This is a genomic window from Natronococcus jeotgali DSM 18795 (assembly GCF_000337695.1).
In the GTDB taxonomy this organism is placed as follows: Archaea; Halobacteriota; Halobacteria; order Halobacteriales; family Natrialbaceae; genus Natronococcus; species Natronococcus jeotgali.
Window position 1 is genome coordinate 1 of record NZ_AOIA01000129.1, and the last position, 24,251, is coordinate 24,251.

At 69.6% G+C, this 24,251-nt stretch carries 22 protein-coding genes and 1 pseudogene; 11 read left to right on the forward strand and 12 right to left on the reverse strand.

What is annotated here, in order from left to right:
* A partial coding sequence (locus C492_RS15210) for a sugar phosphate nucleotidyltransferase (protein ID WP_049893121.1) occupies positions 1-949 on the reverse strand: 949 nt, incomplete at its 3' end.
* Positions 950-1,293: 344 nt separating this feature from the next.
* Between C492_RS15210 and C492_RS15215 the strand changes: the two genes are divergently transcribed.
* Positions 1,294-2,946, forward strand: a complete 1,653-nt coding sequence (locus tag C492_RS15215) for a hypothetical protein (RefSeq protein ID WP_008425172.1) — start codon at positions 1,294-1,296, stop codon at positions 2,944-2,946.
* Between the two features lie 269 nt (positions 2,947-3,215).
* Here C492_RS15215 and C492_RS15220 read toward each other — a convergent pair whose 3' ends face one another.
* Positions 3,216-3,443, reverse strand: a complete 228-nt coding sequence (locus C492_RS15220) for a DUF5795 family protein (RefSeq protein ID WP_008425173.1) — start codon at positions 3,441-3,443, stop codon at positions 3,216-3,218.
* Positions 3,444-3,550: 107 nt separating this feature from the next.
* Here C492_RS15220 and C492_RS15225 point away from each other — a divergent pair, with 107 nt between their 5' ends.
* Complete coding sequence (locus C492_RS15225) at positions 3,551-4,384, forward strand: alpha/beta fold hydrolase (RefSeq protein ID WP_008425176.1); 834 nt, start codon at positions 3,551-3,553, stop codon at positions 4,382-4,384.
* 273 nt (positions 4,385-4,657) lie between these two features.
* On the opposite strand, the gene C492_RS15230 is transcribed toward C492_RS15225, so the two are convergent.
* The gene (locus tag C492_RS15230) at positions 4,658-5,818 is read right to left on the reverse strand and encodes a M24 family metallopeptidase (RefSeq protein ID WP_008425178.1); all 1,161 of its coding nucleotides are present in this window, start codon (positions 5,816-5,818) and stop codon (positions 4,658-4,660) included.
* A gap of 160 nt (positions 5,819-5,978) precedes the next feature.
* Between C492_RS15230 and C492_RS15235 the strand changes: the two genes are divergently transcribed.
* The 3 genes from C492_RS15235 to C492_RS15245 all read left to right on the forward strand — a co-directional run bounded on the left by C492_RS15235 (position 5,979) and on the right by C492_RS15245 (position 8,929).
* Entirely contained in the window at positions 5,979-7,574 is a 1,596-nt protein-coding gene (locus tag C492_RS15235; protein ID WP_008425180.1) for an alpha,alpha-trehalose-phosphate synthase (UDP-forming), read from the forward strand.
* Between the two features lies 1 nt (position 7,575).
* Positions 7,576-8,406 (forward strand): trehalose-phosphatase, encoded by an 831-nt coding sequence (otsB, locus tag C492_RS15240; protein ID WP_008425182.1) that lies wholly within the window; start codon positions 7,576-7,578, stop codon positions 8,404-8,406.
* 148 nt (positions 8,407-8,554) lie between these two features.
* Positions 8,555-8,929 (forward strand): winged helix-turn-helix domain-containing protein, encoded by a 375-nt coding sequence (locus tag C492_RS15245; RefSeq protein ID WP_008425183.1) that lies wholly within the window; start codon positions 8,555-8,557, stop codon positions 8,927-8,929.
* A 23-nt stretch (positions 8,930-8,952) separates the two neighbouring features.
* Here C492_RS15245 and C492_RS15250 read toward each other — a convergent pair whose 3' ends face one another.
* Complete coding sequence (locus C492_RS15250; RefSeq protein WP_152424926.1) at positions 8,953-9,762, reverse strand: hypothetical protein; 810 nt, start codon at positions 9,760-9,762, stop codon at positions 8,953-8,955.
* Between the two features lie 315 nt (positions 9,763-10,077).
* On the opposite strand from C492_RS15250, the gene hutU reads away from it, so the two are divergent.
* From hutU to hutI, 3 genes are read left to right on the forward strand one after another with little or no spacing between them, the layout of a single operon-like run.
* The gene (gene hutU / locus C492_RS15255; protein ID WP_008425187.1) at positions 10,078-11,868 is read left to right on the forward strand and encodes a urocanate hydratase; all 1,791 of its coding nucleotides are present in this window, start codon (positions 10,078-10,080) and stop codon (positions 11,866-11,868) included.
* A complete protein-coding gene (hutG, locus tag C492_RS15260) occupies positions 11,865-12,872 on the forward strand; it encodes a formimidoylglutamase (RefSeq protein ID WP_008425189.1) in 1,008 nt (335 codons plus the stop codon). Before hutU ends, hutG begins: the two co-directional genes overlap by 4 nt.
* The gene (gene hutI, locus C492_RS15265) at positions 12,869-14,104 is read left to right on the forward strand and encodes an imidazolonepropionase (protein WP_008425190.1); all 1,236 of its coding nucleotides are present in this window, start codon (positions 12,869-12,871) and stop codon (positions 14,102-14,104) included. Before hutG ends, hutI begins: the two co-directional genes overlap by 4 nt.
* Before the next feature lie 71 nt (positions 14,105-14,175).
* On the opposite strand, the pseudogene C492_RS25415 reads toward hutI, so the two are convergent.
* Positions 14,176-14,586, reverse strand: a pseudogene (locus tag C492_RS25415) (DsrE family protein).
* Between the two features lie 92 nt (positions 14,587-14,678).
* On the opposite strand from C492_RS25415, the gene hutH reads away from it, so the two are divergent.
* Positions 14,679-16,286, forward strand: a complete 1,608-nt coding sequence (hutH, locus tag C492_RS15275) for a histidine ammonia-lyase (RefSeq protein ID WP_008425194.1) — start codon at positions 14,679-14,681, stop codon at positions 16,284-16,286.
* Between the two features lie 149 nt (positions 16,287-16,435).
* On the opposite strand, the gene C492_RS15280 is transcribed toward hutH, so the two are convergent.
* Together C492_RS15280 and C492_RS15285 are read right to left on the reverse strand one after the other, a co-directional pair.
* Entirely contained in the window at positions 16,436-18,409 is a 1,974-nt protein-coding gene (locus tag C492_RS15280) for a bacterio-opsin activator domain-containing protein (protein WP_008425197.1), read from the reverse strand.
* Positions 18,410-18,578: 169 nt separating this feature from the next.
* Positions 18,579-18,830, reverse strand: coding sequence for an MTH865 family protein (locus tag C492_RS15285; RefSeq protein ID WP_008425199.1), 252 nt, complete (start codon positions 18,828-18,830; stop codon positions 18,579-18,581).
* Positions 18,831-18,953: 123 nt separating this feature from the next.
* Between C492_RS15285 and C492_RS15290 the strand changes: the two genes are divergently transcribed.
* Positions 18,954-19,313 carry a CopG family transcriptional regulator gene (locus C492_RS15290; RefSeq protein WP_008425202.1) on the forward strand — a complete coding sequence of 120 codons (360 nt, stop codon included), beginning with the start codon at positions 18,954-18,956 and terminating at the stop codon, positions 19,311-19,313.
* Here C492_RS15290 and C492_RS15295 read toward each other — a convergent pair.
* From C492_RS15295 to C492_RS15310, 4 genes are all read right to left on the reverse strand, one after another.
* Positions 19,310-20,869: a cobyric acid synthase gene (locus C492_RS15295; RefSeq protein WP_008425204.1), complete on the reverse strand. Its 1,560-nt coding sequence runs from the start codon at positions 20,867-20,869 to the stop codon at positions 19,310-19,312. The two genes, C492_RS15290 and C492_RS15295, sit on opposite strands and share 4 nt — an antisense overlap.
* A gap of 48 nt (positions 20,870-20,917) precedes the next feature.
* The gene (locus tag C492_RS15300) at positions 20,918-21,136 is read right to left on the reverse strand and encodes a hypothetical protein (protein ID WP_008425207.1); all 219 of its coding nucleotides are present in this window, start codon (positions 21,134-21,136) and stop codon (positions 20,918-20,920) included.
* Positions 21,137-21,306: 170 nt separating this feature from the next.
* Positions 21,307-22,197 carry an intracellular short-chain-length polyhydroxyalkanoate depolymerase gene (gene phaZ, locus C492_RS15305; RefSeq protein ID WP_008425210.1) on the reverse strand — a complete coding sequence of 297 codons (891 nt, stop codon included), beginning with the start codon at positions 22,195-22,197 and terminating at the stop codon, positions 21,307-21,309.
* 70 nt (positions 22,198-22,267) lie between these two features.
* Complete coding sequence (locus C492_RS15310) at positions 22,268-22,960, reverse strand: cob(I)yrinic acid a,c-diamide adenosyltransferase (protein WP_008425212.1); 693 nt, start codon at positions 22,958-22,960, stop codon at positions 22,268-22,270.
* 95 nt (positions 22,961-23,055) lie between these two features.
* Between C492_RS15310 and C492_RS15315 the strand changes: the two genes are divergently transcribed.
* A complete protein-coding gene (locus tag C492_RS15315) occupies positions 23,056-23,412 on the forward strand; it encodes a transcriptional regulator (RefSeq protein ID WP_008425214.1) in 357 nt (118 codons plus the stop codon).
* Between the two features lie 23 nt (positions 23,413-23,435).
* Here C492_RS15315 and C492_RS15320 read toward each other — a convergent pair whose 3' ends face one another.
* Positions 23,436-24,188, reverse strand: a complete 753-nt coding sequence (locus tag C492_RS15320) for an ABC transporter ATP-binding protein (protein WP_008425216.1) — start codon at positions 24,186-24,188, stop codon at positions 23,436-23,438.
* Positions 24,189-24,251: the final 63 nt, after the last annotated feature.

A 24,251-nucleotide genomic window follows, 5' to 3' on the forward strand; every position in this document is an offset into this window, starting at 1 on the left:
CAGAGATGTGTATAAGAGACAGGTCCCGCACCGTGGCGCCATTGTCGACCCGCGTGTCGGTGTCGACGACCGAGCGCTCGACGGTCGCGTTCGAGCCGACCGTCACGTTCTCGCCCAGACAGACGTTCGGGCCGACGACCGCACCGGGGCCGACGACGCAGTCGTCGTCGATCACGACCGGCTCGAGGACGGTCGCGCTCTCGTGGACCGACGCGCTGTCGGCGATTCGGCGCCCCTCGCCCGCCTCGAGTATATCGTCGGCGATCCGCAGCAGGTCCCACGGGTAGGTGGCGTCGATCCAGGTCCCCTCCGAGACGGCTCCACGGACCTCGGCCCCGTCCTCGAGCAGGGTTGCGATGCCGTCGACCAGCGACTGCTCGCCCGCGCGGGGATCGCTCTCGCGGATCGCGTCGAAGATCGACGGTTCGAAGGCGTAGACGCCGGCGTTGAGTCGGTAGCTCCGGTCGTCCCGGGGGTTCTCGACGATCTCGGTAACCGACCCGTCCTCGAGGAGGACGCCGCCGTACCGCGTGACGTCGGCCCGTCGGACCAGCCCCAGCGTCGCCGCGGCCGCCCCCTCGTCGTGGGCACCGACGACGTCCCTGATGATCTGGCTGTCGATCAACTGGTCGCCGTTGACGACCAGCATCGACCCCTCGGTCGCGGGCTCGGCCGCCAGCAGCGCGTGGCCGCTGCCGAGCTGTTTGTCCTGCGTGACGTAGGTCAGCGGCACGTCGCGGTAGCTCGGTCCGAACTCGGATTGCACGCGCGTTCGTCGGTAGCCGACGACGACCGTGATGTCGGTGACGCCGGCGTCGATCAACGCGTCGAAGACGTGCTCGAGGATCGGCTTCGTCGCCGCGGGAAGCATCGGCTTCGGCCGGTGTGTCGTCAGCGGCCGAAGGCGCTTCCCTTCCCCTGCCGCGAGCACCACTGCGGAGTATCCCATGTCCTTTGACAGCTAGCAACCGCTATTATTCCTTTCGACTGGAAGATCCCGTTCGGGGTCCGAACGAAACGCGGCGCGAGCCCGCGAGCGCCCCGAAAAACGGATGGCGAACCCGGAGCGTCGGACGGAAGCGACTCCGCTTGCCGGTCTCGGCTCGAGGCGGGGATCGGACCCGCGTTCGTACCTTCCGACCGCCTATAATTATCCGTCTCCTGTCGAGTTGTATCGCTTCCCTGTCGAGCCGTACGGTCGGTTGCGACGCCGCAAACTCCGGGTAGACGTCCGATTCTTTCGATAAGTCGGCCAATTACAGAGTAGGAATTTCTTGTGGGTCAGAGTGCGCTATGGCAGAGAAAGACACGAACCGCGGAACGATGAAGCGACGAGGGTACCTCAGCGGACTCGCAGCCAGCGGCGCCGGCATCGGGGCGCTTTCGGTGGCGACGAGTCGCTCGCGTGCGGGCTCAAAGAACGACGAGAAAGAGAAGGGCGGCCACGGGAAGGACGACGACGAAACGAAGGACTCCCACGAGCTCGACGGCGACGACCTGTTCCTGGTCTTCGGGGCCGACGCCTCGGAGAAAGACCTCGGCGGCTGGGTCGACGACCACTACGACGAGATCACCGGGGAACAGGACTCGTTCGGCAGCGTCATCCAGTACCAGGACGTCGACCAGCTCAACGTCACCCAGCAGGGCAACGCCATCAGCATCGCCATCGACGGCGGCGAGGCGACGGCGATCCAGGAGGCCGAGCAGGACAACGTCAACACCCAGGCGGGAAGCGCCACCTCCCTCAACGTCGAGGAGAAAACCCGAGACGAGACGTTCGACGGCCCCAAGCGCGCGTACATCGTGTTCGCCGAGGAGACCGGTTGCCGGACGTTCTCGGGCTGGGTCGCCAGGGAGGACACCTACGAGAACGACCAGTCCGCCACCGCGACGATCGAGCAAGAACAGACCGTCGACCAGTTCAACTACAGCAGCCAGAGCGCCTCGGTCGCCGTCGCGGAGGACGGGAGCTGCGCTCAAGCCTACCAGCGGAGCTGGCAGAGCAACGAGAACTACCAGCACGCCGCGGCCGCCGCGGCGAACATCGGCGAGGCCGACGACCAGGACGCCGAGGCGTCGGTCGAGCAGGCCCAGGAGGTCTCCCAGCTCAACGTCAGCGAACAGGGGGTCGCCATCGCGATCGCCGTCGGGGAGTGCAGTAACGCGGAGGCCTACCAGGTGAGCGCACAGCTCAACCTGAACGAACAGGTCGCCGAGGCGACGGCGATCAACTTCGACGTCGAGTCGGTCGACGACATCCTCGAGCGCGCCGAGATGTCCGGCGAGCTCCCGAAGGACGCGGTGAAGCGATCCGACGACGGCGGCAAGCAGTCGAACGGCCAGGACGCGTCCGCAGAGATCAGCCAGGTCCAGCGCGTCGGCCAGGAGAACATCAGCCTGCAGAACGCGGCGATCGCGCTCGGCGTCGAGGAGAGCTACGCGACGGCCCGACAGGTGAGCTACCAGGGCAACTTCAACGCACAGGTGGCCACCGCCGAGGGGCTGAACGTCGAGGGCGGCCACTGCAGCGCGCACTCGGTGCTCACCGGCTCCGACGCCCGCGGCGACGACTCCTGGGCCCTGGCCTACGAGAACGGCGACACCGACGAGCAGACGGCCGCGGCCCAGATCGAGCAGCTCCAGTTCGTCGAGCAGCTGAACGTCAACGAACAGTACACCGCGATCGCCTTCGCGGCCGACTGCGGGAAGGCGACGGCCGAGCAGCTGAGCTACCAGGCCAACCAGAACGTCCAGCTGGCCGAGGCCCGCGCGGTCAACGAGGCCGACGGCGAGGAGTCCGAGGACGAAAAGAAGGGCAAGAAGCACGGCAAAGACGGCAAGAAGAAGGGGAAGAAGCACGGCGATGGCAAGAAGAAGGGCGGCAAAGACGGTAAGAAGAAGAAGGGGAAGAAAAAGGGCAAGAAGCGCAAGAAGAAGAAGAACTAACGCGCGCCGACGACCCCTCCGCTGAACGGCTCGGTCCGACGATCTCCCACGGGTGCGTTCCCGATCGAAGACGACTTCCTTTTGTTCGAGGGCGGCTCGCGTTTCGACCGCTGACGCACATCTCGTTTCACGGCCTCGAGCGCCGCGGCCGTCGACCGCGCGAGGTCCGTACTCCGGCGGTCCGTCTCGTACGGTCTGCTGTAACGATTCACCGGCGCAACCGCAAGACGGATCGCAGTTGTGCCGTCAATGACGTACAGTAGTCCGGATCAGTCCCGGTCGGTCTCGCTCCAGTCGCAATCCTGACACTTCCGGCCGACGACGTACTCGGTGACCGAGGGCATGTAGCCGACCTCGAGGACGTCCCCGCCGCAGTCGGGGCAGTCCGCGTCGGCGTCCGCGATCGACTCGGCCTCCATGACGGAGTCGTCCTCGATCAGTTCCGCGAGTTTCTCGGCCGTGACCATTCGTCCCTGAACGACGCGATTTTCGCTCACGCTCGAGTGTGTGGCCCCGACGTTCCTAAGCGTTTCTCGCCCGGCTCGGCACCGCGGCGTCGCGTTCAGGGCCAACCGCTATCCGTCGGTCCGCCGAACCGCTCGGTATGAACCACGACGAGTGGACCGACCGACTCGAGTCGACGACGGTGACCGTCGACGACCACGACCTCGAGATGGCGTACTACGACGAGGGCGACGGCCAGCCCCTCGTCTTCTGCCACGGGATCCCGACCTCGTCGTACCTCTGGCGGGCCGTCGCGCCCGCGTTCGTCGACGACTACCGCGTGATCGTCCCCGACATGGTCGGCTACGGGGAGTCGACGATGGACGACCGGTTCGACCGCTCGATCCGGGCCCAGGAGCGGGCGGTCGCCGACCTGTTCGACCGGCTCGGCCTCGACTCGGTTTCCTTCGTCGGCCACGACCTCGGCGGCGGGGTCGGCCTGCGCTACGCCGTCCACGAACCCGACGCGGTCGACGACCTCGTGCTCTCGAACGCCGTCTGCTACGACTCCTGGCCGATCGAGACCATCGTCGACCTCGGGCTGCCCTCGACGGTCGAGGAGATGGGCGTCGACGGCCTGACGGAGACCCTCGAGTCGGTGTTTCGTGACACGCTGTACGGCGACGCCGACGACGCCCTCGTCGAGGGGTTGGTCGAGCAGTGGGCCTCCGAGGAGGGCGCGGTCTCGCTGTCCCGGAACGCGATCGGGACGAACACGAGCCACACGACCGAGATCGACCCGTCCGCGGTGACCGCCCGAACGCTGCTGCTGTGGGGCGCCGAGGACGAGTTCCAGCCGATCGAGAACGCCGAGCGACTCGAGGACGATATCGACGGCGCCGACCTCGTCGGCCTCGAGGAGGCGAACCACTGGGTGCCCGCGGACCGCCCCGAGGTCTACCGCGAGGAGCTGCGAGCGTTCCTCGAAACCTAGTCGGAAGTTGAGGATACGGGTTCTGTATTCAGCCCGGATCGCGGATCCGAATATGCCGAATCGTTACGTAGGAATACAGACGTACCTTTTTCTCGTCGGGTTCGCTCGCGTCGCTCGCTCACCACTCCTCCAAAAATCTACGCTAAAAAGCCGCCTCCGCGGGCTTCGCCCGCTTCGGCGGGGAACCGCTCGCTTCGATCGCGGATTCTAGCGGTGGTACCTGCTTCACCTGTATAGAACGCGAGTTTCACACCAATGGAGCCGCGCTACGATCTACTGCTCCCGACCGACGTCCTCGCCGACCTCCCAGCCCCGCGGCGAGTCGTTCAGCCGCTCGCAGCCCGCCTCGGTGACGACCACGAGGTCCTCGAGCCGAACCCCGAACTCGCCCTCGAGGTAGATCCCCGGTTCGACGGAGAAGACCATGCCGGGCTCGAGCTCGCGGTCGTTGCCCGCGGTGATGTAGGGCGGCTCGTGGACCTCGAGGCCGACCCCGTGGCCGGTTCGGTGGACGAAGGCGTCGCCGTAGCCCGCCTCGTCGATCACCGAGCGAGCGAGACGGTCGATCTCGCCGGCCTCGACCCCGGGTTCGACGGCCTCGACGGCGGCCCGCTGGGCCTCGCGGACGACCTCGTGGACCCGTTCGTACTCGGCGGGCGGGTCGCCGACGACGATCGTCCGGGTCTGGTCGCCGGGGTAGCGCGCGGTTCCGGCCTCGAGGGCCGCGTCGACGAACGCGCCGAAGTCCAGCACGATCGGGTCGCCGCGTTCGATCTCGCGGTCGCCGGGGTGGTGGTGGGGGCGGGCGCCGTTCGGCCCCGCGGCGACGATCGTCTCGAAGGCGGGCTCCGCGCCGCCCTCGCTCGCCAGCAGCGAATCGATCTCCGCGGCGAGTGCGGCCTCGGTCGTCCCGAGCAGGGCCTCGCCCCGGGCGCGGATCGCCAGCGAGACGCGGTCGGCGATCGCCCCGGCGCGCCGAAGCGCCGCGAGTTCAGCGTCGTCCTTGCGGAGCCGCAGCTCCTCGAGGGCGTCGCTCGCGAGCCCGAACTCGGCGTCGGGCGCCAGCGCGCGCACGTCGTGGTTGAACGCCGTCCACATGCGGTCGTCGAGCAGGACGGTCGCCCCGTCGCCGCGTTCTGGCAGCGTCGCCTCGAGGACGCCCTCGAGGACCGCGAGCGGGTCCGCCTCGTCGCCCCAGAGGCGGACGTCGGGCAGCTCGAGGGGCTCGAGCCGGGACCCGTACATTGCCGGCGCCACGAGCGTCGGCGGGCCGTTCCGCGGGACGACCAGCAGGACGTGTCGCTCGGACGGCGACTCGACGAATCCGGTCAGGTACGCGAGGTTCGGACCCGGGGAGCAGACGAGCAGCTCCGCGCCGACGGCCTCGAGCCGTCGCCGGCAGGCCGCGATTCTGTCGTCGAACGGCGAGCGCATATCTCGAGCGTTCCCGCCGTCGGGAAAAGAGCGTTCGGGTCTCGAGGACGGTACGCGGCAGTGACCCGTCTCCCGGCCGAAACGATGTCGGAGGGTATTAGAGGTCCATGCGGATGCAGGCCGCGAACCGACCCGCTAGGGCCATGTTTTCCTTCAGCGAATGCGAAATACGGAGCATCGGCCGCCCGACGGGAGTGTCGACGGGCGACGAGCCGACGGGGGGAATCGCCCCGACGAGACCGAAGGCGACGGTCTGGGCTGTCTGGAGTCGCTGATCGTCGTCTCCAACCGCCAGCCGTACCGCCACGAGTACGAGGACGGGGAGGGCGACGAGGGCTCGATCGTCGTCGACGAGCCCGCCGGCGGGCTGACCGCCGGTCTGGATCCGGTCGTCCGGGAGGCAAACGGCACCTGGATCGCCTGGGGCGACGGCGACGCCGACTTCGCGGTCACGGACGACGACGGCTGCGTCGCCGTCCCGCCGGACGAGGAGTCGTACACGCTCCACCGGATCGAACTCTCCGAGGAGGCCGTCGACTCCTACTACTACGGCTTTAGCAACCAGGTACTCTGGCCGCTGTGTCACGAGTTCCCCGACCTGATCGACGACGGGGACGCCTGGGCGAACGACTTCGAGTGGTACCGCACCGTCAACGAGCGGTTCGCCGACGCCGTCGCCGAGCACGCGACGGCGGAGTCGGTCGTCTGGATCCAGGACTACCACTTCGGGCTCGCGCCGCGGCTGATCCGCCGACAGATCCCGGAAGCGGCCACCATCGCGCACTTCTGGCACATCCCGTGGCCGACCCCGGAGACGTTCGCCGAGTGTCCGGCCGACGAGGAACTCCTCGTTGGGCTACTCGGAAACGACCTGCTCGGGTTCCACGTCGACCGGTACGCGCGCCTGTTCATGGAGTGCGTCGAGCAGTACCTCGACGGCGCGGTCGTCGACCACGACCGCTGGCTCGTCGACTACGACGGCGGAACGACCCGCCTAGCGACCGCCGCGATGGGCGTCGACGCCGACACCTACGACGAGACCGCCCGCGAGGTCGAGGGGACGGACGCGCTGCTCGAGCGGTTCGGCGTCTCCCCGGAGGTCACGCTCGGGCTGGGCGTCGACCGCCTCGACTACTCGAAAGGGATCCCCGAACGGCTCGCCGCGCTCGAGCGGTTCTTCGAGCGCAACCCCGACCGACGCGGCGAGTTCACGTTCCTCCAGAAGGCCACGCCCTCGCGGACCGGCATCCCGGCCTACGAGCGCCTCGGCGAGCTGGTCCGCAGCGAGGTCACCCGAATCAACAGCCGCTTTGGCACCGACGACTGGCAGCCGATCGTCTACACCGAGGAGTACGTCTCCCGGGAGCACCTCTGTGGCCTCTACCGACGGGCCGACGCGATGGTCATCAGCCCGCTGCTGGACGGGATGAACCTCGTCGCCCAGGAGTTCGTCGCCTCGAGCGTCGACGAGGACGGCGTCCTGGTGTTGAGCGAACACACCGGAGCCCACGAACGGCTCGGCGCCGACGCGGTGACGATCGACCCGACCGATACCGACGCGTTCGCCGCCGCCCTCGAGACCGCCCTCGAGATGCCCGCGAGCGAGCGCCGACGCCGGATGCGAAACATGCGCGAGGACGTGTTCGGCGCCGACCTCGAGGCGTGGATGGACAGCCAGTTCGCCGCGATCGGTCGCCTGCACTGCTCGAGCGGGTCCGACGACGACGAGCGGGGAGCCAGAACGACGCTCGTCTAACATGCAACGCCAACGCACCGAGCCGAAACCGGTCGACGAGCTTCGACCCCGCGTGCGGTCGCGACTGGACGACACGCCGGAGGTACTGTTGTGTCTGGACTTCGACGGCACCCTGGCGCCGATCGTCGACGATCCCGGCGAGGCGGCGCCGACGGAACGCGTCGAGGACGCCCTCGACGAGATCGCGGCCGAGCCCGAGGTGACGACGGCGATCGTCAGCGGCCGCGCGCTCGCGGACGTCCGCGAGCGGGTCGACGGCCCGCGGATCTACGCCGGCAACCACGGCATCGAACTCGAGCGGGGCGGCTCGGTCGCCGTTCACCCGATCGCCCGCAAGCGCGCCGCGCGCATCGACGAGGTCTGCGAGGCCCTGAGGGTCGCGCTCGATCCCGTGCCGAACGCCCGCGTCGAGAACAAGCGCCTGACGGCGACGGTCCACTTCCGGTCCGTGCCCGAACCCGCCAGACCCCAGGTCGAGCGGCTCACCCGCGAGACGGTCGCGCGGTTCGGCGGCGACGGGCTCGAGCTCTCGGACGGGAAGGCGATCCTCGAGATCGGTCCCGCGATCGACTGGGGGAAGGGCAACGCCGTCGAGTTGCTCGTCGCCGACCGGGACGACGGCACGCTGCCGGTGTACGTCGGCGACGACGTCACCGACGAGTCGGCCTTCCGCGCGGTCGAACCGGACGGGATCGGCATCCGGGTCGGCGACGACGCCCCGACCGCGGCCTCCGGGCGCGTTCGCTCGCCCGAGGGGGTTGCCGAGCTGCTCGAGTGGCTCGCGACCGACGGGCTCGAACGCGTTCGGGCCGGTCCGAACGGACCGCCGTAGTCGCCCGCCACGAAGACGATCCGAGGTCGGCCGTGTCGGTCCGAGGCACCCTTTTGATCCGATTCGAACAGCGCTAGTAAACACCGGTCGGAGTCGAAAGTATTAGTCACCACTGGAAATATAGTGGCTGCTACGAGCGTGACCGAGAGTGAAACTACGACAGCCAACTGACTTCCTGATCCTCGAGGAACTCGAGGACAAGGGACGCAACGTCGCGACCAACCTGGCGACCCACACCGGCAAGAGCCGGAAGAACATCAACACCAGACTGCCGGTGCTCGAGGACTACGGGCTCGTCGAGAAGATCGGCCCGGCCGAGCGGTCGGGACTGTACGAGATCACGCCGCTGGGGCAGGCGGCGCTGGTCTATCGCGACCGGTACGACGAGGTCGACGACTTCGAGGCGTACGTCCGGAGCGACGGTCGCGGCGACGGCGAGGCGTCCGCCGAGGATCCCTCCCCGGAGATCGACGACGCCGGCGAGCGCCGGAGCTTCGCCCGCGGCGAGTCCGACGAGGAGTAGCGCCCCGAGACCATCCCGCCGGGCTACAGTCCGGTCCCGTCGTAGGACTCGAGGCCGCGACGCGCGCACGTCGAAAACGCCAAACTCAGCGCTCGCTCCCGCCCGTCGGCGGGCGGGTACTCGCGTCCGCACCGCGACCGATCGCCCTCGTAGTCGGGATCCCAGGCGTAGCTGCTGAGCATCGGCGTCGCCACGACGCGCTCCCCGTCGCGAAAGACGACGCCGTGATCGTGATCGAGCCCGAGCGCGTGCCCGACCTCGTGCAACAGGATCTGGATCGTCCGAACCGGACGCTCGTCGGGAACGATCCGGTGGACCGCGCCGCCGTCGCGAACCCCCTCCAGTTCGTCGAACGGCGGCAGCGCCGCGAGATGGCGGGCGCCGCCGACCGAGGCGACGTGGGGCAGGGCAAAGCCCGTCGGCGCGGTCGTCATCTGGCCGTCGGTCACGAGCAGGTTGGCGTCGGCGACGGGGTCGACGCCGCCGAGTCCGACCGCGCCCGACGCGAGCGTCGCGGGCCACTCCCCGTCGCTGGTTACGCTGGCGCCGTCCTCCCGAGAGACCGCGACCGTCCCGCCGACCGAGAGATCGAGCTCCCAGTAGTCGTAGGACAGCAGGGCCTCGAGGTACTCCCGGACGCGCTCGGCGACGCCGTCGTACGCCGCGGCTCGCTCGGAGACCCACACCCGGACCTCGAGCCGATCGACCGGATCCAGCCTCGCGTACCCCAGCGTGCCGACGGTGGCCACCGAGGCGGTCGAGCCGGCCAGTCCCGCCAGCAGCTGGCGCCGCGTGAACCCCGCGCGCTCCTCGTCCGTTTCCTCGGTGTCCATGTCTCCGTTCCCGTCCGCGGTCCGCGTTTGTCGCTCCCTACGCACTACGACGGCTCGTCCTAAAACGGTTACATTCGGACTACGACGGGTCGGATCGCTCGTACTGTCTGCCTTCGAGACGAGTCCGACTGCGTCGTCGGCCACGGCGGATCGCCCGCCGTCGAGCCCGTCGGTCGTCGCGTCGCGGTACTCGATCGAAACCGTCCCGCGCACCTCGACGTTCGGGTTACTATGGCCGCGCGTTATGCCCGCTCCCGGACGGGTCGATCGAACCGACCCGAATAGCCTTGGGACAGCGACGCATACTGCCGTCGTATGCACCGATCGGACGCGTCGTTCACCGTCGGCGAGCCGAGCGACCAGTGGCGGGAGTACCGGGGCGCGCCGACGGGCGCGGACCTCGAGTGTCGCGGCTGGCGTCAGGAGGCCGCCCTCCGACTGCTGAACAACAACCTCGATCCCGAGGTCGCCGAGCGACCCGAGGACCTGGTCGTCTACGGCGGCACCGGGCGGGCGGCCCGCTCCTGGGACGCCTACGACGCGATTTGTGCGGAGCTCCGGGAGCTGGGCGACGCGGAGACGCTGCTGGTCCAGTCGGGCAAACCCGTCGGTCGGTTCGAGACCCACGAGCGCGCGCCGCGGGTGTTGATCGCCAACTCCAATCTCGTCGGCAGGTGGGACGACTGGAAGCACTTCCACGCGCTCGAGGCCGAGGGAAAGATCATGTACGGCCAGATGACCGCCGGCTCGTGGGCCTACATCGGCACCCAGGGGATCGTTCAGGGGACCTACGAGACCCTCGCCGAGCTCTCCGCCCAGCACTACCCCGAGACCGAGGGGCTGACGGGAAAGATCGTCGTCACCGGCGGGCTCGGTGGAATGGGCGGCGCTCAGCCGCTGGCGGTGACGATGAACGGCGGCGTCTGCATCGCCGCGGAGGTCGACGAGACCCGCATCGATCGGCGCCTCGAGACGGGCTACTGCCGGGAGAAGACCGACGACCTCGGCGCGGCGATCGACGCGGCCGAGGCGGCCGCCGAGGACGGCGAGCCCTACAGCGTCGGCGTCCACGCCAACGCCGCCGACGCCCTCGAGGCGATGCTCGAACGCGGGTTCGTCCCCGACGTCGTCACCGATCAGACCAGCGCCCACGACGAGCTCGAGGGGTACTACCCGTCGGGGTACGCCGTCGCCGAGGCCGACGAGCTGCGCGAGACCGATCCCGAAACGTACGTCGCCGAGAGCCTCGAGACGATGGAGCGCCACGTCGACGCGATCCTCGAGCTGCAGGACCGGGGGGCGATCGCCTTCGAGTACGGGAACAACATCCGCGGCCAGGTCGCCGACCACCGCAACCGCGAGTCCGTCGACGGGGGCCGCTGGCCCCTGTCGGGCAGCGATCCGGAGGATCGCCAGCCGTTCGACTTCCCGGGGTTCGTCCCCGAGTACGTCCGCCCGCTGTTCTGTCGAGGCAAGGGGCCGTTTCGGTGGGTGGCGCTGTCGGGCGATCCCGCCGACATCCGCCGCACCGACGAGGCCGTCCTCGAGCTGTTCCCCGAGAAGGACCACCTCCGCCGCTGGATCGACCTCGCACGGGAGCGAGTCGAGTTTCAGGGGCTGCCCGCGCGGGTCTGCTGGCTGGGGTACCGGGCGGGCGACGATGCCGACGGCCTGACCGAGCGGGCCCGCTTCGCCCTGCGGATCAACGAGCTCGTCGCCGAGGGGGAGATCGCGGCGCCGATCGTCGTTACCCGAGACCACCTCGACGCCGGCTCGGTCGCGAGCCCGAACCGCGAGACCGAAGCGATGGCCGACGGCACCGACGCCGTCGCCGACTGGCCGATCCTCAACGCCCTGCTCAACTGCGCGGCCGGCGCCGACATCGTCAGCGTCCACGACGGCGGCGGCGTCGGTATCGGCAACTCACTGCACGCGAACAACCACGTCGTGCTCGACGGCTCCGAACTCGCCGCCGAAAAGGCGGAGGCCGTGTTTACGACGGATCCCGGAACGGGCGTCGTTCGCCACGCCGACGCGGGCTACGACGCGGCCCTCGAGGAGGCCCGCGAGTCTGACGTTCACGTTCCGATGGAGGAGCGCCGATGAGCGACGACCGAGAACCGGCAGACGCCGCCCGGTTCGCGACCAACCCCGACTGGGCGTCCACCGGGGGCTGGGACGCCCTCGCCGACGGCGACCCCAACGACGAACTGTTCGGCGATATCGTCGATCGGGTCGCCCTCGAGGACGCCGGCGAGTACGCGGCCGTCCTCGTCGGCGAACCGTACGACGGCGCCGTCCTCGGCCGACGGGGCGCCAGGGAAGGACCGCCCGCGATCAGGCGGGCGCTGGCCCGGACCAAGACCCACCACTTCGACGGCGGGCCCGTCGCGGGGGTCGCGGATCTCGGCGACATCGCCGCGCTGGTCGACGACCTCGAGTCAGAGGACGCCGACTCGGATCCCGATCCCGCCGCGGTACGGGCCGAACTCCGCGAGACGACCCGACGCGTCCACGAGAGCGGCGCCCTGCCGATCTTCGTCGGGGGCGACAACTCGCTGACCTACTCGAACGTCGCGCCGCTGCTCGAGAACGGCGCGGTCGGCGCCGTCAACCTCGACGCCCACCTCGACGTCCGCGTGCTCGCGGACGGCCCCACCAGCGGGACGCCGTACCGCCAGCTGCTCGCGGACGGGCTCGCGGGCTACGCCTGCGTCGGCGCCCGCCACTTCGAAACGTCCACCGCGTACCACGACTACTGTCGCGAGCGCGGCGCCGCGGTCGTCACGAGCGAGGAGGTCGGCGACGACGTCGTCGAGGCCGCCGACCGCGCTCTCGAGGCGGTCGCCGACGCCGACGCCGTCTACGTCAGCCTCGACTGCGACGTCCTCGACGCGAGCGCCGCGCCGGGCGTCAGCGCGCCGACGCCCGGCGGGCTCACGACCCGGGAGCTGTTTCGCCTGCTTCGCGTCCTCGCGAGCGACGACCGCGTCGCCGGCTTCGAGGTCGTCGAGTGCGCCCCGCCGCTGGACCGCGACGGGCTGACGGCCGACGCCGCCGCGCGGGCGATCGCACACTTCCTCGCGGGATATACGGAGGGACGGCGATGAGCGGCGGCGATCTCTCTGTCGTCTACGGTATCGGCGAACTCGTCGTCGGACCGGGCGAGGACGACTCCGACGGCCCCCTCGAGATCCGCGAGGACGCCGCGTTCGCCGCGGTCGACGGCGAGGTCGTCGCCGTCGCCTCGAGCGAGGCGATCACCCGCGAGTACCCGCCGGAGAACGCCGCCACGGCGATCGACGCGGACGGACGGGCGGTCGTGCCGGGGTTCGTCGACCCCCACACCCACGCCGTCTTCGCGGGCGATCGGTCCGACGAGTTCGCGGCCAAGCTGGGGGGCGCCGAGTATCGGGAGATTCTCGCTGAGGGCGGCGGGATCCTCCGAACCGTTCGGGCGGTTCGCGAGGCGGGCGACGATCGGCTAGTCGCGAGCCTCGCGGGTCACCTCGAGACGATGCTCGCCCACGGCACGACGACGGCCGAGGTGAAGTCGGGGTACGGACTCGATACCGAGACCGAGCTACGGCTGCTCGCGGCGATCGACCGCGCGGACGCACGCCAGCCCGTCGATCTCGTCCCGACGTTCATGGGCGCCCACGCGGTTCCGGAGCGAGTGGACGCCGAGGCGTACGTCGACGAGGTGATCGGCGAGCAACTCCCCGCGGTCGCCGAGCAGGGGATCGCCGCCTTCTGCGACGTCTTCTGCGAGGAAGGGGTCTTCGGTGTCGACCAGTCGAGACGGGTCCTCGAGGCCGGCCGCGAGCGCGGGCTGGAGCCGAAGATCCACGCCGAGGAGTTCACCCGCCTCGGCGGCGCGGAGCTCGCGGCCGAGCTCGGCGCCGTCAGCGCCGACCACCTGCTGTGTGCGACCGACGAGGACGTCGACGCGCTCGTCGAGAGCGGGGTCGTCCCCGTCCTGCTCCCGGGGACCGCCTTCGGCCTCGGCGAGGGCTACGCCGACGCGCGGGCGTTCCTCGAGGCGGGCGCGCCCGTCGCGCTGGCGACCGACTTCAACCCCAACTGTCACTCCCGGAGCATGGAGTTCGTCCAGACGCTCGGCGCGGTCGAGATGGGGCTGACGCCCGCGGAGGCGCTGCTGGCCGCGACCCGGAACGCGGCGCTGGCGCTCGGTCTCGAGGACGGGACCGGAACCCTCCGCGAGGGGGCGCCAGCCGACGCCGTCGTGCTCGAGGCGCCGTCGTACGTCCACGTCGCCTACCGGCTCGACACGTCGGCGGTCGAGGCGGTGCTCAAGTCGGGGGAGGTGGTGTACGAATGACGGCTGCGACGGCGGCGGTGGTCGACCCGTCGCCGACCGCGCGGATCGGATCGAACCCGCAGAAGGGAGCCTCAGTAGGTGATGATTTCGTAGCCGTCGTCGACGAGCGAGCGGATGCTCGGGTGGCCCTCGTACTCGTCGATGGGGTCGGCCTCGCTCTCCTCGACCTCGTCCTCGACGTCGTAGGCGCCCGCGCAGTAATTACAGACCCGTACGTGCTCCGCGACGTCGGCGTACAGCGCGTGGTAGTCGTGGTCCTCGTCCTCGAGTTCGCCGACCCACTGGGTGCCCGCTCCGTCACCAGAACGCTAAGCGTTCTGGTTGGCACGAAAATCGCGCAGCGATTTTCGAACGTCGAAGATGATCTCGACGTCGTCGCCGGCGTCGTCGAACTCCGTGGCGGTCTGGAGACCGTTGACGACGCGGCCGAGGTCGGACGCCGATTCCGTACCGGCGAGAACGACGATCGCTGCGTTTGGCATGTGACCGCCACTCGGATCCCCGCACGGATGCCCGTTGGGCGTTCGTGTGCGGGCCGCCCACGAGCGACGGCCCCGACCGGGGGTGTGTTTCGATGACCGTCGTCCTCGACGGCGAGTCGCTCGCGCCCGAGGACGTCGCCGCGGTCGCGCGGGACGGGGCTCGAATCGAGGTCGCCGAGGCGGCCCGCGAGCGGGTCAGGGAGTCCCGAGCCCGCGTCGAAGACGTGATCGCGAGCGGCGAGGCCGTCTACGGGTTGAACACGGGCTTCGGCGAGCTGGTCGACGAGCGCATCCCGCCGGCGGAGCTCGAGCAGCTCCAGACGAACCTGCTGCGCAGCCACGCCGCCGGGGCGGGACGCGAGCTCGAGCGCGAGGAGGTCCGCGCGATGCTGGTCGCCCGGATCAACGCCCTCGTAACGGGCTACTCGGGGATCCGCGAGACGGTCGTCGACCACCTCGTCTCGATCTGCAACGAGGGGGTCCTCCCGGTCGTTCGGTCGCGGGGGAGCCTCGGCGCCAGCGGCGACCTCGCGCCGCTGGCTCACCTGTCGCTGGTGCTGATCGGCGAGGGAGAGGCCGTGGTAGAGGTCGCGGACGAGGACGACGAACGGCTCTCGGGCGGGGACGCCCTCGCCCGGATCGGCCTCGAGCCGCTCTCGTTGCAGCCCAAGGAGGGGCTCGCGCTGATCAACGGGACGCAGCTGACCGCCGGACTGGCGGCCCTCGCGGTCGTCGACGGCGAGCGACTCGTCCGCGGCGCGGACGCCGCTGGCGCGCTGACGATCGAGACGTCGCTGGGAACGACGGCGACGGCCGACTCGGCGATCCACGAGGCGCGTCCGCACGCGGGCCAGCTCGAGAGCGCCCGGGCGGTCCGCGAGCTCACCGCGAGCAGCGAGATCGTCGAGGCCCACCGCAACTGCGATCGGGTCCAGGACGCCTACTCGCTGCGGTGTCTCCCGCAGGTCCACGGGGCGGTCCGCGATGCCCTGGCTCACCTCCGGGAGGCCGTCTCCATCGAACTCAACAGCGCAACGGACAACCCGCTGGTGTTCGCGGGCGACCGGGTCGACGACCGCGCCTCGGGCACCGACCGCGCGGCGGTGCTCTCGGGCGGGAACTTCCACGGGACGCCGCTGGCGCTCCGCCTCGAGTACGCACGCCTCGCGCTGACCGACCTCGCGGCGATCAGCGAGCGACGGATCGACCGCCTGCTGAACCCCAACCTCCAGGAGCCCCATCTGCCGCCGTTTCTCGCCGCCGACGGCGGCGTCGAGTCGGGCTACATGATCGCCCAGTACACCGCGGCGGCGACGGTCAACGAGCTGCGGTCGCTGGGCGCGGCCTCGGCGGACAACACGCCCGTCAGCGGCGGCCAGGAAGACCACGTCAGCATGAGCGCCCAGTCGGCGCTGCACGCCCGACGGGCCGTCGAGAACGCGACGCAGGTCGTCGGCGCCGAACTCGTCTGTGCGGCCCAGGCCGCGGAGTACGTCGACGACGCCTTCGAGACCGACGACCCGCTGTCGCTCGGCGTCGGGACGAGCGCCGTCTACGAGGTGATTCGCGGGGTCGTCCCCTCACTCGAGGCGGATCGACCCGTCCACGCGGACGTCGATCGAGCCGCGGCGCTGCTCTCGCAGGGACTGGTCGACGAGGCGATCGCCCGCGCGACCGGCGGACGGTCGGAACGGGAGTGACGAGCGGTCGATCCCCTGCGCTGTCAGCCGATTCTTTACCCTTATAGCGCTCGAGCACCTACCCGAACCCGCCTTCGTCGGTCGAAGGCGCCGGCGCGACGGGAACCGTTCGAAACGCCACCACCTACCGTTTCCACCGCCGCCGGCTTTCAGATCGCGCCGTCGCTCTCCTCGAACAGTTCGCCGAGTACCGTTTTGAGGCCCTTCCTGAGGTGCTGGTGCATCGTCGGCGGCGAGACCTCCATCGCCTCCGCGATCTCCTCGCCCGTGCTCTCGCGGGGCCAGTCGAAGAAGCCGCTGTAGTAGGCGCGGCGCAGGGTCGCCAGCTGCCGCTCGGTGAGCCGACCCAACACGTCGTCGCGGCGTTCGGCGGCCGTCCTGACGGGGTGGTCGACCTCCCGGCGGGCCTCGAGTTCGGTCTCCTCGTAGACGTACTTCAGGGCCTCGGCGACCTCCCGGACGTCGGCGTCGCGGGGCACCTCGACCAGGACGGACGCGGAGCCGTCCTCGACGACTATATCCCGGATCGTCGCGCCGTGGTGAAAGAGGGTCTGCACGCCCGAATCCCGCAATCTGATCTCGAGCGTACAGCGGTCGGGGCCGTCGTAGATGAGTCGACACTCCTCGATCGAGTCGTGGTTCTCGGCCTCCTCGAGGGCGGTCTCCCCGTCGAGTCCGTCGACGGTCAGGTACTGGAAGATTCGGCCGTCGGCGGTCGACCCGGCCCACTCCATCGATATCCTGCAGTCGTACTCCCTCGTGAGGTCGAACGAGAAGGAATCGCCGTCGTCGATTCGGAACTCGAGCTCGAGGACGGTGTCGGAAAACAGCAGCTGGCGGTTCTTGACCGCGCTGATGGTAAACCCCGTCGTCTCCCCGAGCAGCTCGAACCCGCTTCGCTCGCTCTCGCTGAAGGTGTCGTTCCGGTTCGAGACCACCGCGAGGACGCCGTAGGTCGTCCCGCCGTGAACGATCGGGACGACGACGGCGGCGTCGATCCCGTCGGCACGGGCGGCCTCGCGGATCTCCTCGGGGACCGACTCGTCGCCGGGCACGTCGTCGATCGACTGGATCTCGCCGGTCGTGACCGCCCGCTGGGCCGGCCGCTGATCCCGCGGGTCGCAGTTCTCGACGGCCTCGAGGTAGTTCCGGGCGGTGCCGTCGCCGATTCGATAGGCGAGCTCCCCCTCCCCGGTGCGCTCGGCGATCCAGGCGCCGCAGTATAGCTCCGACTCGACCAGTTGCTCGCAGACCTTCCGCTCGATGGTCCCCTGGGTCGGCGCCTCCACGAGCGTCTCGATCACTTGCCGGACGACCTGATTGATCCGGTTGACGGTCTCGAGTTGCTCCCGGCGGGACTGTAGCTCTCGCTCGCGCTCGGCCCGCTCCGTGATGTCCCTGGCCAGCCAGACGACCGCGCGCTGTCCCCCGATCCGACCGTCGATCGGCACGATCCGGGCCTCGTACCGGCGCCGTCCCTCGGTCGTGTCGGCGCCGTACTCGATCGACTGGGTCGCGTCGGTTTCGATCGCGCGCTCGAGCGACGACTGCAGTCGCTCGGCGACGTCCTCGGGGAACACCGACTCGAGCGTCCGCCCGACGAGTCCGTCCGCGGGCGCCGTGTACAGCGCCGCCGCCTCGGGACGGACCTTCGACTCGAGGTACGTGCCGTCCTCGTCGATGACGAACGCCTCGTCGGGGAGCTCGTTCGCCAGGATGCGGTGGTACACCGCCGATTCGCCGATCGACGGGTCGGCGATCACCTCGACGATCCGGCTGGCCTTCGATTCGGGATCGTCCGCCGCGACGTATTCGGTCGCGCCCGCCCGCAGCGCGGCCGCCGCGGCGCGTTCGCTGCCCTCGGGCGGCGCGACGACGACCGGCGCCACCTGCAGCGCCGACTGCACGCCGTCGAGGACCGATCGGATCGTCGCCGGGCGATCGGACGCGAGGACGACTGCCGCGGGTTCCTCGCCGGCGGCCCCCCGAAGCGACTCGAGGGCCCGATCGGGCGGGATCGTCCGGACGCGAAGCGAGGAAGTCGTCTCGAGCGCCGTCGACAGTTCGCTCTCGGCGGACTCCGTGATCAGGGCGACCGTCGCGTCGATGGTTACGTCTTGCATAGCGTCTCGAACCAGTTTCCGGCGGCCGTCCGCGCCGATCGGACTCCTTCGGGAACGTCACCGGCCACCGACGTAAGTGCTTGGCCATTCGCAGTACTCATATCCGGCGGTTGCCCCCCGGTCCGCGACCCGCCGCGAGAAAACGGTCCGTTCGAACGTCCCGCTCGCCTTAGATCTCTCCCTGCTCCTCGAGGTCCTCGAGGATGTCGTCGACGAGCGGTTCGGGCTCGTCGTAGGGGAAGTCCCCGCCGGTGGTCTTGGTGTTGAGTTCCATGGCCGTCATCGAGAAATCGCCGGACTCGAACGTCGTTCCAGGTCCGTTCGGCAGGGCCGGAACGAGGTCCATCGGGCTCGAGACGGGGTAGTCTGCGCCTTTGAACGCGTCGATCATCTGGTCGCGGAGTTCGGATTTGTCTGCCATCGCGTCCCCTAATTGCGGATGATAAATAATAAACCTGTTGTGAACTCCAAGCCGCGGGCGACCGGTTCGTTCTGCGCTCGAGGCCCGAAACAGTAATAGGTCACCGCTATGAACAGTTCCGGTATGGCGAAAGATACCGTCAGATATCCCGACGCGGTCGTCGACCAGATCGACGGCCTCGTCGACGACGGTATGTTCGAGAGCAAGTCCGAGTTCTACCGCTTCTCCGCCGAGTACGTGCTCACGCTCGTCGATCCGGACCACGACGTCGAGACCTTCAACTTCGACGAGATCAAGGCCGAACTCGACATTCCCGAGGGCGACGACGGCGAATCGTTCTTCCTCGAGGCGGTCATCACCGTCCGCAAACACGGGCTCCGGGGCGAGTTCGAGGCCGCCGAGACGTTCATCGACGACCACTACGAGCCGACCGACCGGGAGAGTCTCGTCCTCGAGGAACTGCTTGGCACCTACCGCGACTAGTCGTCGAACGGCGCCCCCAGCGCCTCGAGATCGACGTTGTCCGCGACCAGCGACGCGGCCCGATCCGCCGGCCGCGCGTCGTCGCCCCCGCTCGAGTCGTCCGGGCGATCGATCCCCGCCGACGCCGCGACGGTCCCGAGAAACGCCTCCCGGACCGGCGCGGCGTCGAACAGGCCGTGGAGGTAGGTACCGAGGACCGTCCCGCGAGCCGCGCTCGTCTCGCCCAGCGGTCGGTCGACCGCCTCGAGCGCCCGGGTTCGGCCGGCGTGGATCTCGTAGCCTCGCGCGACGGCGCCGTCGGCGTCCGCGAGCAGCGGCGACGCCGAGCCGTCGACGGTCACGGCGTTCCGCTCGAGGCGCTTGTCGGGCTCGAAGCGCGTCTCGACCGGGAGCAGGCCCAATCCCTCGACGACGTCCTCGTCGCCGACCCCCTCGAGCGCGGCGTTGGTGATCCGCTCGCCCAGCAGCTGATAGCCGCCGCAGAGCCCGACGACCGGGCCCGAGAACCGCTCGAGGGCCGGACCGACGGCCGACGCCCGGAGCGCCCGCAGGTCGTCGACGGCGTTTTTCGTCCCCGGGAGGACGACCGCGTCCGCGTCGGCCAGGGGATGGGGGTCCCCGTCCCCGCGCTCGAGGGGAACGAACTCGACGGCGACGCCCGGTGCGGTCGAAAGCGCCTCGAGGTCGGTCGCGTTCGAGAGCCGCGGCAGGCGAGGGACGGCGATCGTCAGCCGTCGCTGCGCGGGGACGCCGTCGGCGCCGAGGACGCCCCGTTCGCCGGGCCCGGGCAGGCCGACGCTGTCCTCCTCGGGCAGCCCCGGATCGTCGTAGGGGACCACGCCCAGGATCGGCACCCCGGTTCGCGATTCGATCTCCTCGATGCCGGGCTCGAGCAGCGCGGGGTCCCCGCGGAACTTGGTGATCGCGGCGCCGACGACCCGCTCGCGGATATCGTCGGGCAGCAGCTCGATCGTCCCGTAGAGGCTCGCAAAGGCTCCGCCGCGCTCGATGTCGACCAGCAGGAGGACGTCGGCGTCGGCGAAGCGGGCCGTCTCGAGGTTCGCCAGATCCCGATCGCGGAGGTTGATCTCGGCGATGCTGCCGGCGCCCTCGGCGACGATCACCTCGTGGTCGGCCGCGAGCCGACGGTAGGCGTCGACGGCGGCCCCGCGGGCCTCGCGCCAGTGCTCCTCGTAGTAGCTGCCCGCGGGAACGTGCTCGCGGGCCCGACCCCCGACGACGAGCTGGCTCTCGCCGTCGCCGCGGGGCTTGAGCAGGACGGGGTTGCAGTCGGTCGTCGGTGCGATTCTGGCCGCTCGAGCCTGGACGAACTGGGAGACGCCGATCTCTCCCCAGCGGTCGTTCCCGTCGCTCGTCCCGTCCGGGTCGTCGCTCGCTTCCGGACGGACCGCGACGCGGGCGTTGTTGCTCATGTTCTGTGCCTTGTACGGCGCGACCGAGACGCCCCGGTCGGCCAGATATCGGCAGAGGCCAGCGACCACGGTCGACTTGCCGATGTGGCTCGCGGTGCCGGCGACCAGAAGGGTCCGCGTCATCGCCCCGAACTCGAGCGGGGCGGGGTATCGTCCTGTCGGTTCCAGCGATTACTCCTCGCCGTCCTCGTCGGCCTCCCCGCGGTGCCCACTGTCGTCGAAGGTAACCTCCTCCTCCGGATGTGGTTCGATGTGACTCAGGATCTCGTGGGGGACGTAGCCGATGTTGTACCCCTCCTCGTCGTGGAGGACGACGCCGCGTTCGTACTCCCGGAAGTCGAAGCAGTTGATCTCCTCGTAGGCGTTGCCCGGTTTGTAGACGACCTTCATACGTCCCGCGTCGTACCCGTTTCGGGTTTTCCCTGCCCTTGCAGGCGAAAGGCGGCCTCAGCGCTCCTGACAGGTTCTCGAGGCGATAGAATCGCGTTCGTGACGACGACCGACAGACCTGCGACTCGAGCGGGTCGTCGATCGACTGAACTCGTGACCGTCGTCTCGGTTCAGGCCTCGAGGAACGACTCGACCTCCTCCAGTAGCTGCTCGCGGTCGTCGATAAGCGGCGAGTGGCCACAGCCCGCCAGTTCGACGAACGTCGCCGTCTCGCCCAGATCCGCGAGCGTCTCCTCGATCATCGCCTCGGAGATCACCAGGTCGTCCTCGCCCCGCAGGACGAGCGTGTCGGCCTCGATGTCGGCTGCACGTCCGGAGCCCTCCGTAACGCCGTTGTGTTCGTCGCTCACGTTGAACCGGGTGAGCGCGTAGTCGACGTCGACGAGGTTTCGCTGGGTGAACATGTCAGCGACGTACTCGTCGTATCGCTCCGGGTCGGGCCGTTCGTTGACGTAGATGAGCTGGTTCCAGATCGCCTTCATCGTCGCCGCATCCTCCCGCTCGTGGGCCTCGAGGACGGGCGCGACCTGGACGGGATCTCGCGCGATCTCCTCGCGGGTCGTCAGCACCTCGTCGGTCGGATTCCCCCGCTCGTCCTTTCGGTAGATCGGGTAGCCGCGCGTGCTGGCGGGCGCGAGCAGGACGAGCTTGCGGACCCGATCGGGGCGGGCCGCGGCGTACTCCATCGCGACCCCGCCGCCGGTGGACCACCCCCAGAGGTGGAACCGCTCGAGGCCGAGTTCGTCGACGAACAGCGCCAGATCCTCGGCGAGGTCCGCGAGCGAGTCGATCGGCTCCTCGTAGCTCGACTCGCCGAACCCGCGCATGTCCATCGCGTACAGCGCGTAGCGGTCGGCCATCGCCTCGAGGACGACATCCCAGTGTTTCGAGGAGGTCATGTTCCCGTGGAGGAGGACCGCCGGGACCGACCCGCCCTCGCGTTCGCGGTAGCCGATCGTCTCGCCGGTCGGCAGATCGACGGTCTCGAGCGCGACTGTCATACCCCGTTACTGTACGATCAGCAACATAAGTCCACGGGCGGTACTCGCGGCGGAGGGCGGCGGAGAACGCTCAGTACTCCGTTCCCCGCCGCGCACGCTGGCCCGCGTCGATCGGGTGTTTCACCTTCCGGACGTTCGTGATCAGGTCCGCGCGGTCCTCGAGGTAGGTCGGCTCGGCGTGGCTCCCCGACAGCACCAGCTCGAGGTCGTCGGGTTTGGCGTCGAGCAGCCCGAGGACGTCGTCCTCGGCGAGCAGCCCCTGGTCGACCGCGTACAGCACCTCGTCGAGGACCAGCAGGTGGACTCCCTCCTCGGGGTCCGCGTCGAGGTCGATCGGCGCCGAGAGGTCCGCCTCGTCGGCCGCCGCGAGCAGTTCGCTGGCGCGCTCGAGGCCCGCCTCGGCCTCGGCCTCGTGGTCGGCCTCGTCGCTGCCGTCGGCCATCCCGTGCCAGCCGTAGTGGCCGAGGTTCTCGTAGCTCATCCCCGGTAAGGCGGCGATGGCGTTGTACTCCCCGCGGACGGCCTCGACGCTCGAGGCGCCGCCTTTCATGAACTGCAGCAGGTGGACCCGGTAGCCGTGGCCGGCCGCACGCATCCCCATGCCGAGCGTCGCGGTCGTCTTCCCCTTCCCGTCGCCCCACCAGACCTGGACGAGTCCGAACGACTCGGGCGCCGCGGGTTCGATGCGCTCGGCTTCGGGCGTTCGGCCCTCGCCGGGCGTGTTCTCGAGGACGTCGGCGTTCGCGGATCGATCGTCGCTCATGCGGGAGAGGTATTCCGCCGACTACATGTAGCTACCCCATCCCAGGGTCGACCAAACGTGTCTTTAGGCTCCGTTCCCAACCCGCGTGTACTCGTATGCCACTCGAGTTCTCCTCGTCGGACGACGCCCCCGCCCGCGAGCACGTCTTCGGTGCGTTGACCGACGAGGCGTGTCGGGAGATCATCGCGGCGCTCGAGGAACCCCTGACCGTCGAGGAGACGGCCGAGGTGACCGAGCGCCCGCTCTCGACGACCTACCGGAAACTCGACCGACTGACCGAGGCCGGACTGGTCAGGGAGACGGCCAGCGTCGGCCGGTGTCGACGCGAGAAATCCCGCTACGTCGCCGACTTCGAGCGGGTCGCGATCGCCCTCGACGACGACCGATCGATCCGGGTCGACGTCGACGGCTCGAGCGATCCGCTGGTCGGCCTCTGGACGCAGGACTCCTGACGGTCTCTCCGTTCTCGCGGCGCTCAGCGACCGTCGGAGACGACGCGACCGTCCCGGAGTTCGACCGCGCGGTCGGTCACCGCCAGGGTTTCGGCGTCGTGAGAGGCGACCAGCATCGCCCGTTTCCGACCGATCTCGGTCAGCAACTCGAGGACCCGCCGACCGGTCGCCGTATCGAGTTCGCCGGTCGGCTCGTCGGCGACGATCACGTCGGGGTCGGTCGCCAGCGCGCGGGCGATCGCGACGCGCTGTCGCTCGCCCCCGCTTAACTCCCCCGGCAGGTGGCCGATCCGATCGTCCAGCCCGACGCGCTCGAGCAGCGTCGTCGCCCGCTCTCGGCGCCGCTTCTTCGGTACTCCGGCCTGAACCAGCGGGAGCGCGACGTTCGCCCGCGCGGACAGCGAGGGGAGGAGGTGGAACCGCTGGAAGACGATCCCGATCCGCTCGCGGCGCAGGCGGGTTCGCTCGCGGTCCGACAGCGCGGTCAGGTCGGCGCCCTCGACCGTCACCGTCCCCGCCGTCGGCACCAGTAGTCCGGCGACGGCGTGGAGGATCGTCGACTTCCCGCTCCCGCTCGGTCCCTCGAGGCCGACGATCTCGCCGGCCCCGATCGCGAGCGAGACCTCCTCGAGGGCCGTCACCGCCCGCTCCGACCGCGAGCGGAGCCCGCCGTCGGTGCCGTACCGGTGGGTCACGCTCGAGAGTCGAACCGGGGTCGATCCGCGCTCGCCCGGCCGAGTCGCCGCCGTCCGAACCGCGCGGTTGCGTGTCGTCACGTGGATCTACGACGAGCGACGGCGCCGGTGCTCATTGTTTCGGACCCGTTTCGCATCGTAGGA

Bases quoted from the DNA above. Each gene is read 5' to 3' on its own strand.
- C492_RS15215 (WP_008425172.1), top strand. From the start codon at position 1,294: ATGGCAGAGAAAGACACGAACCGCGGAACGATGAAGCGACGAGGGTAC.
- C492_RS15225 (WP_008425176.1), top strand. From the start codon at position 3,551: ATGAACCACGACGAGTGGACCGACCGACTCGAGTCGACGACGGTGACC.
- C492_RS15230 (WP_008425178.1), bottom strand. From the start codon at position 5,818: ATGCGCTCGCCGTTCGACGACAGAATCGCGGCCTGCCGGCGACGGCTC.
- C492_RS15235 (WP_008425180.1), top strand. From the start codon at position 5,979: ATGCGAAATACGGAGCATCGGCCGCCCGACGGGAGTGTCGACGGGCGA.
- otsB (WP_008425182.1), top strand. From the start codon at position 7,576: ATGCAACGCCAACGCACCGAGCCGAAACCGGTCGACGAGCTTCGACCC.
- C492_RS15250 (WP_152424926.1), bottom strand. From the start codon at position 9,762: ATGGACACCGAGGAAACGGACGAGGAGCGCGCGGGGTTCACGCGGCGC.
- hutU (WP_008425187.1), top strand. From the start codon at position 10,078: ATGCACCGATCGGACGCGTCGTTCACCGTCGGCGAGCCGAGCGACCAG.
- hutG (WP_008425189.1), top strand. From the start codon at position 11,865: ATGAGCGACGACCGAGAACCGGCAGACGCCGCCCGGTTCGCGACCAAC.
- hutI (WP_008425190.1), top strand. From the start codon at position 12,869: ATGAGCGGCGGCGATCTCTCTGTCGTCTACGGTATCGGCGAACTCGTC.
- hutH (WP_008425194.1), top strand. From the start codon at position 14,679: ATGACCGTCGTCCTCGACGGCGAGTCGCTCGCGCCCGAGGACGTCGCC.
- C492_RS15280 (WP_008425197.1), bottom strand. From the start codon at position 18,409: ATGCAAGACGTAACCATCGACGCGACGGTCGCCCTGATCACGGAGTCC.
- C492_RS15285 (WP_008425199.1), bottom strand. From the start codon at position 18,830: ATGGCAGACAAATCCGAACTCCGCGACCAGATGATCGACGCGTTCAAA.
- C492_RS15290 (WP_008425202.1), top strand. From the start codon at position 18,954: ATGGCGAAAGATACCGTCAGATATCCCGACGCGGTCGTCGACCAGATC.
- C492_RS15295 (WP_008425204.1), bottom strand. From the start codon at position 20,869: ATGACGCGGACCCTTCTGGTCGCCGGCACCGCGAGCCACATCGGCAAG.
- C492_RS15300 (WP_008425207.1), bottom strand. From the start codon at position 21,136: ATGAAGGTCGTCTACAAACCGGGCAACGCCTACGAGGAGATCAACTGC.
- phaZ (WP_008425210.1), bottom strand. From the start codon at position 22,197: ATGACAGTCGCGCTCGAGACCGTCGATCTGCCGACCGGCGAGACGATC.
- C492_RS15310 (WP_008425212.1), bottom strand. From the start codon at position 22,960: ATGAGCGACGATCGATCCGCGAACGCCGACGTCCTCGAGAACACGCCC.
- C492_RS15315 (WP_008425214.1), top strand. From the start codon at position 23,056: ATGCCACTCGAGTTCTCCTCGTCGGACGACGCCCCCGCCCGCGAGCAC.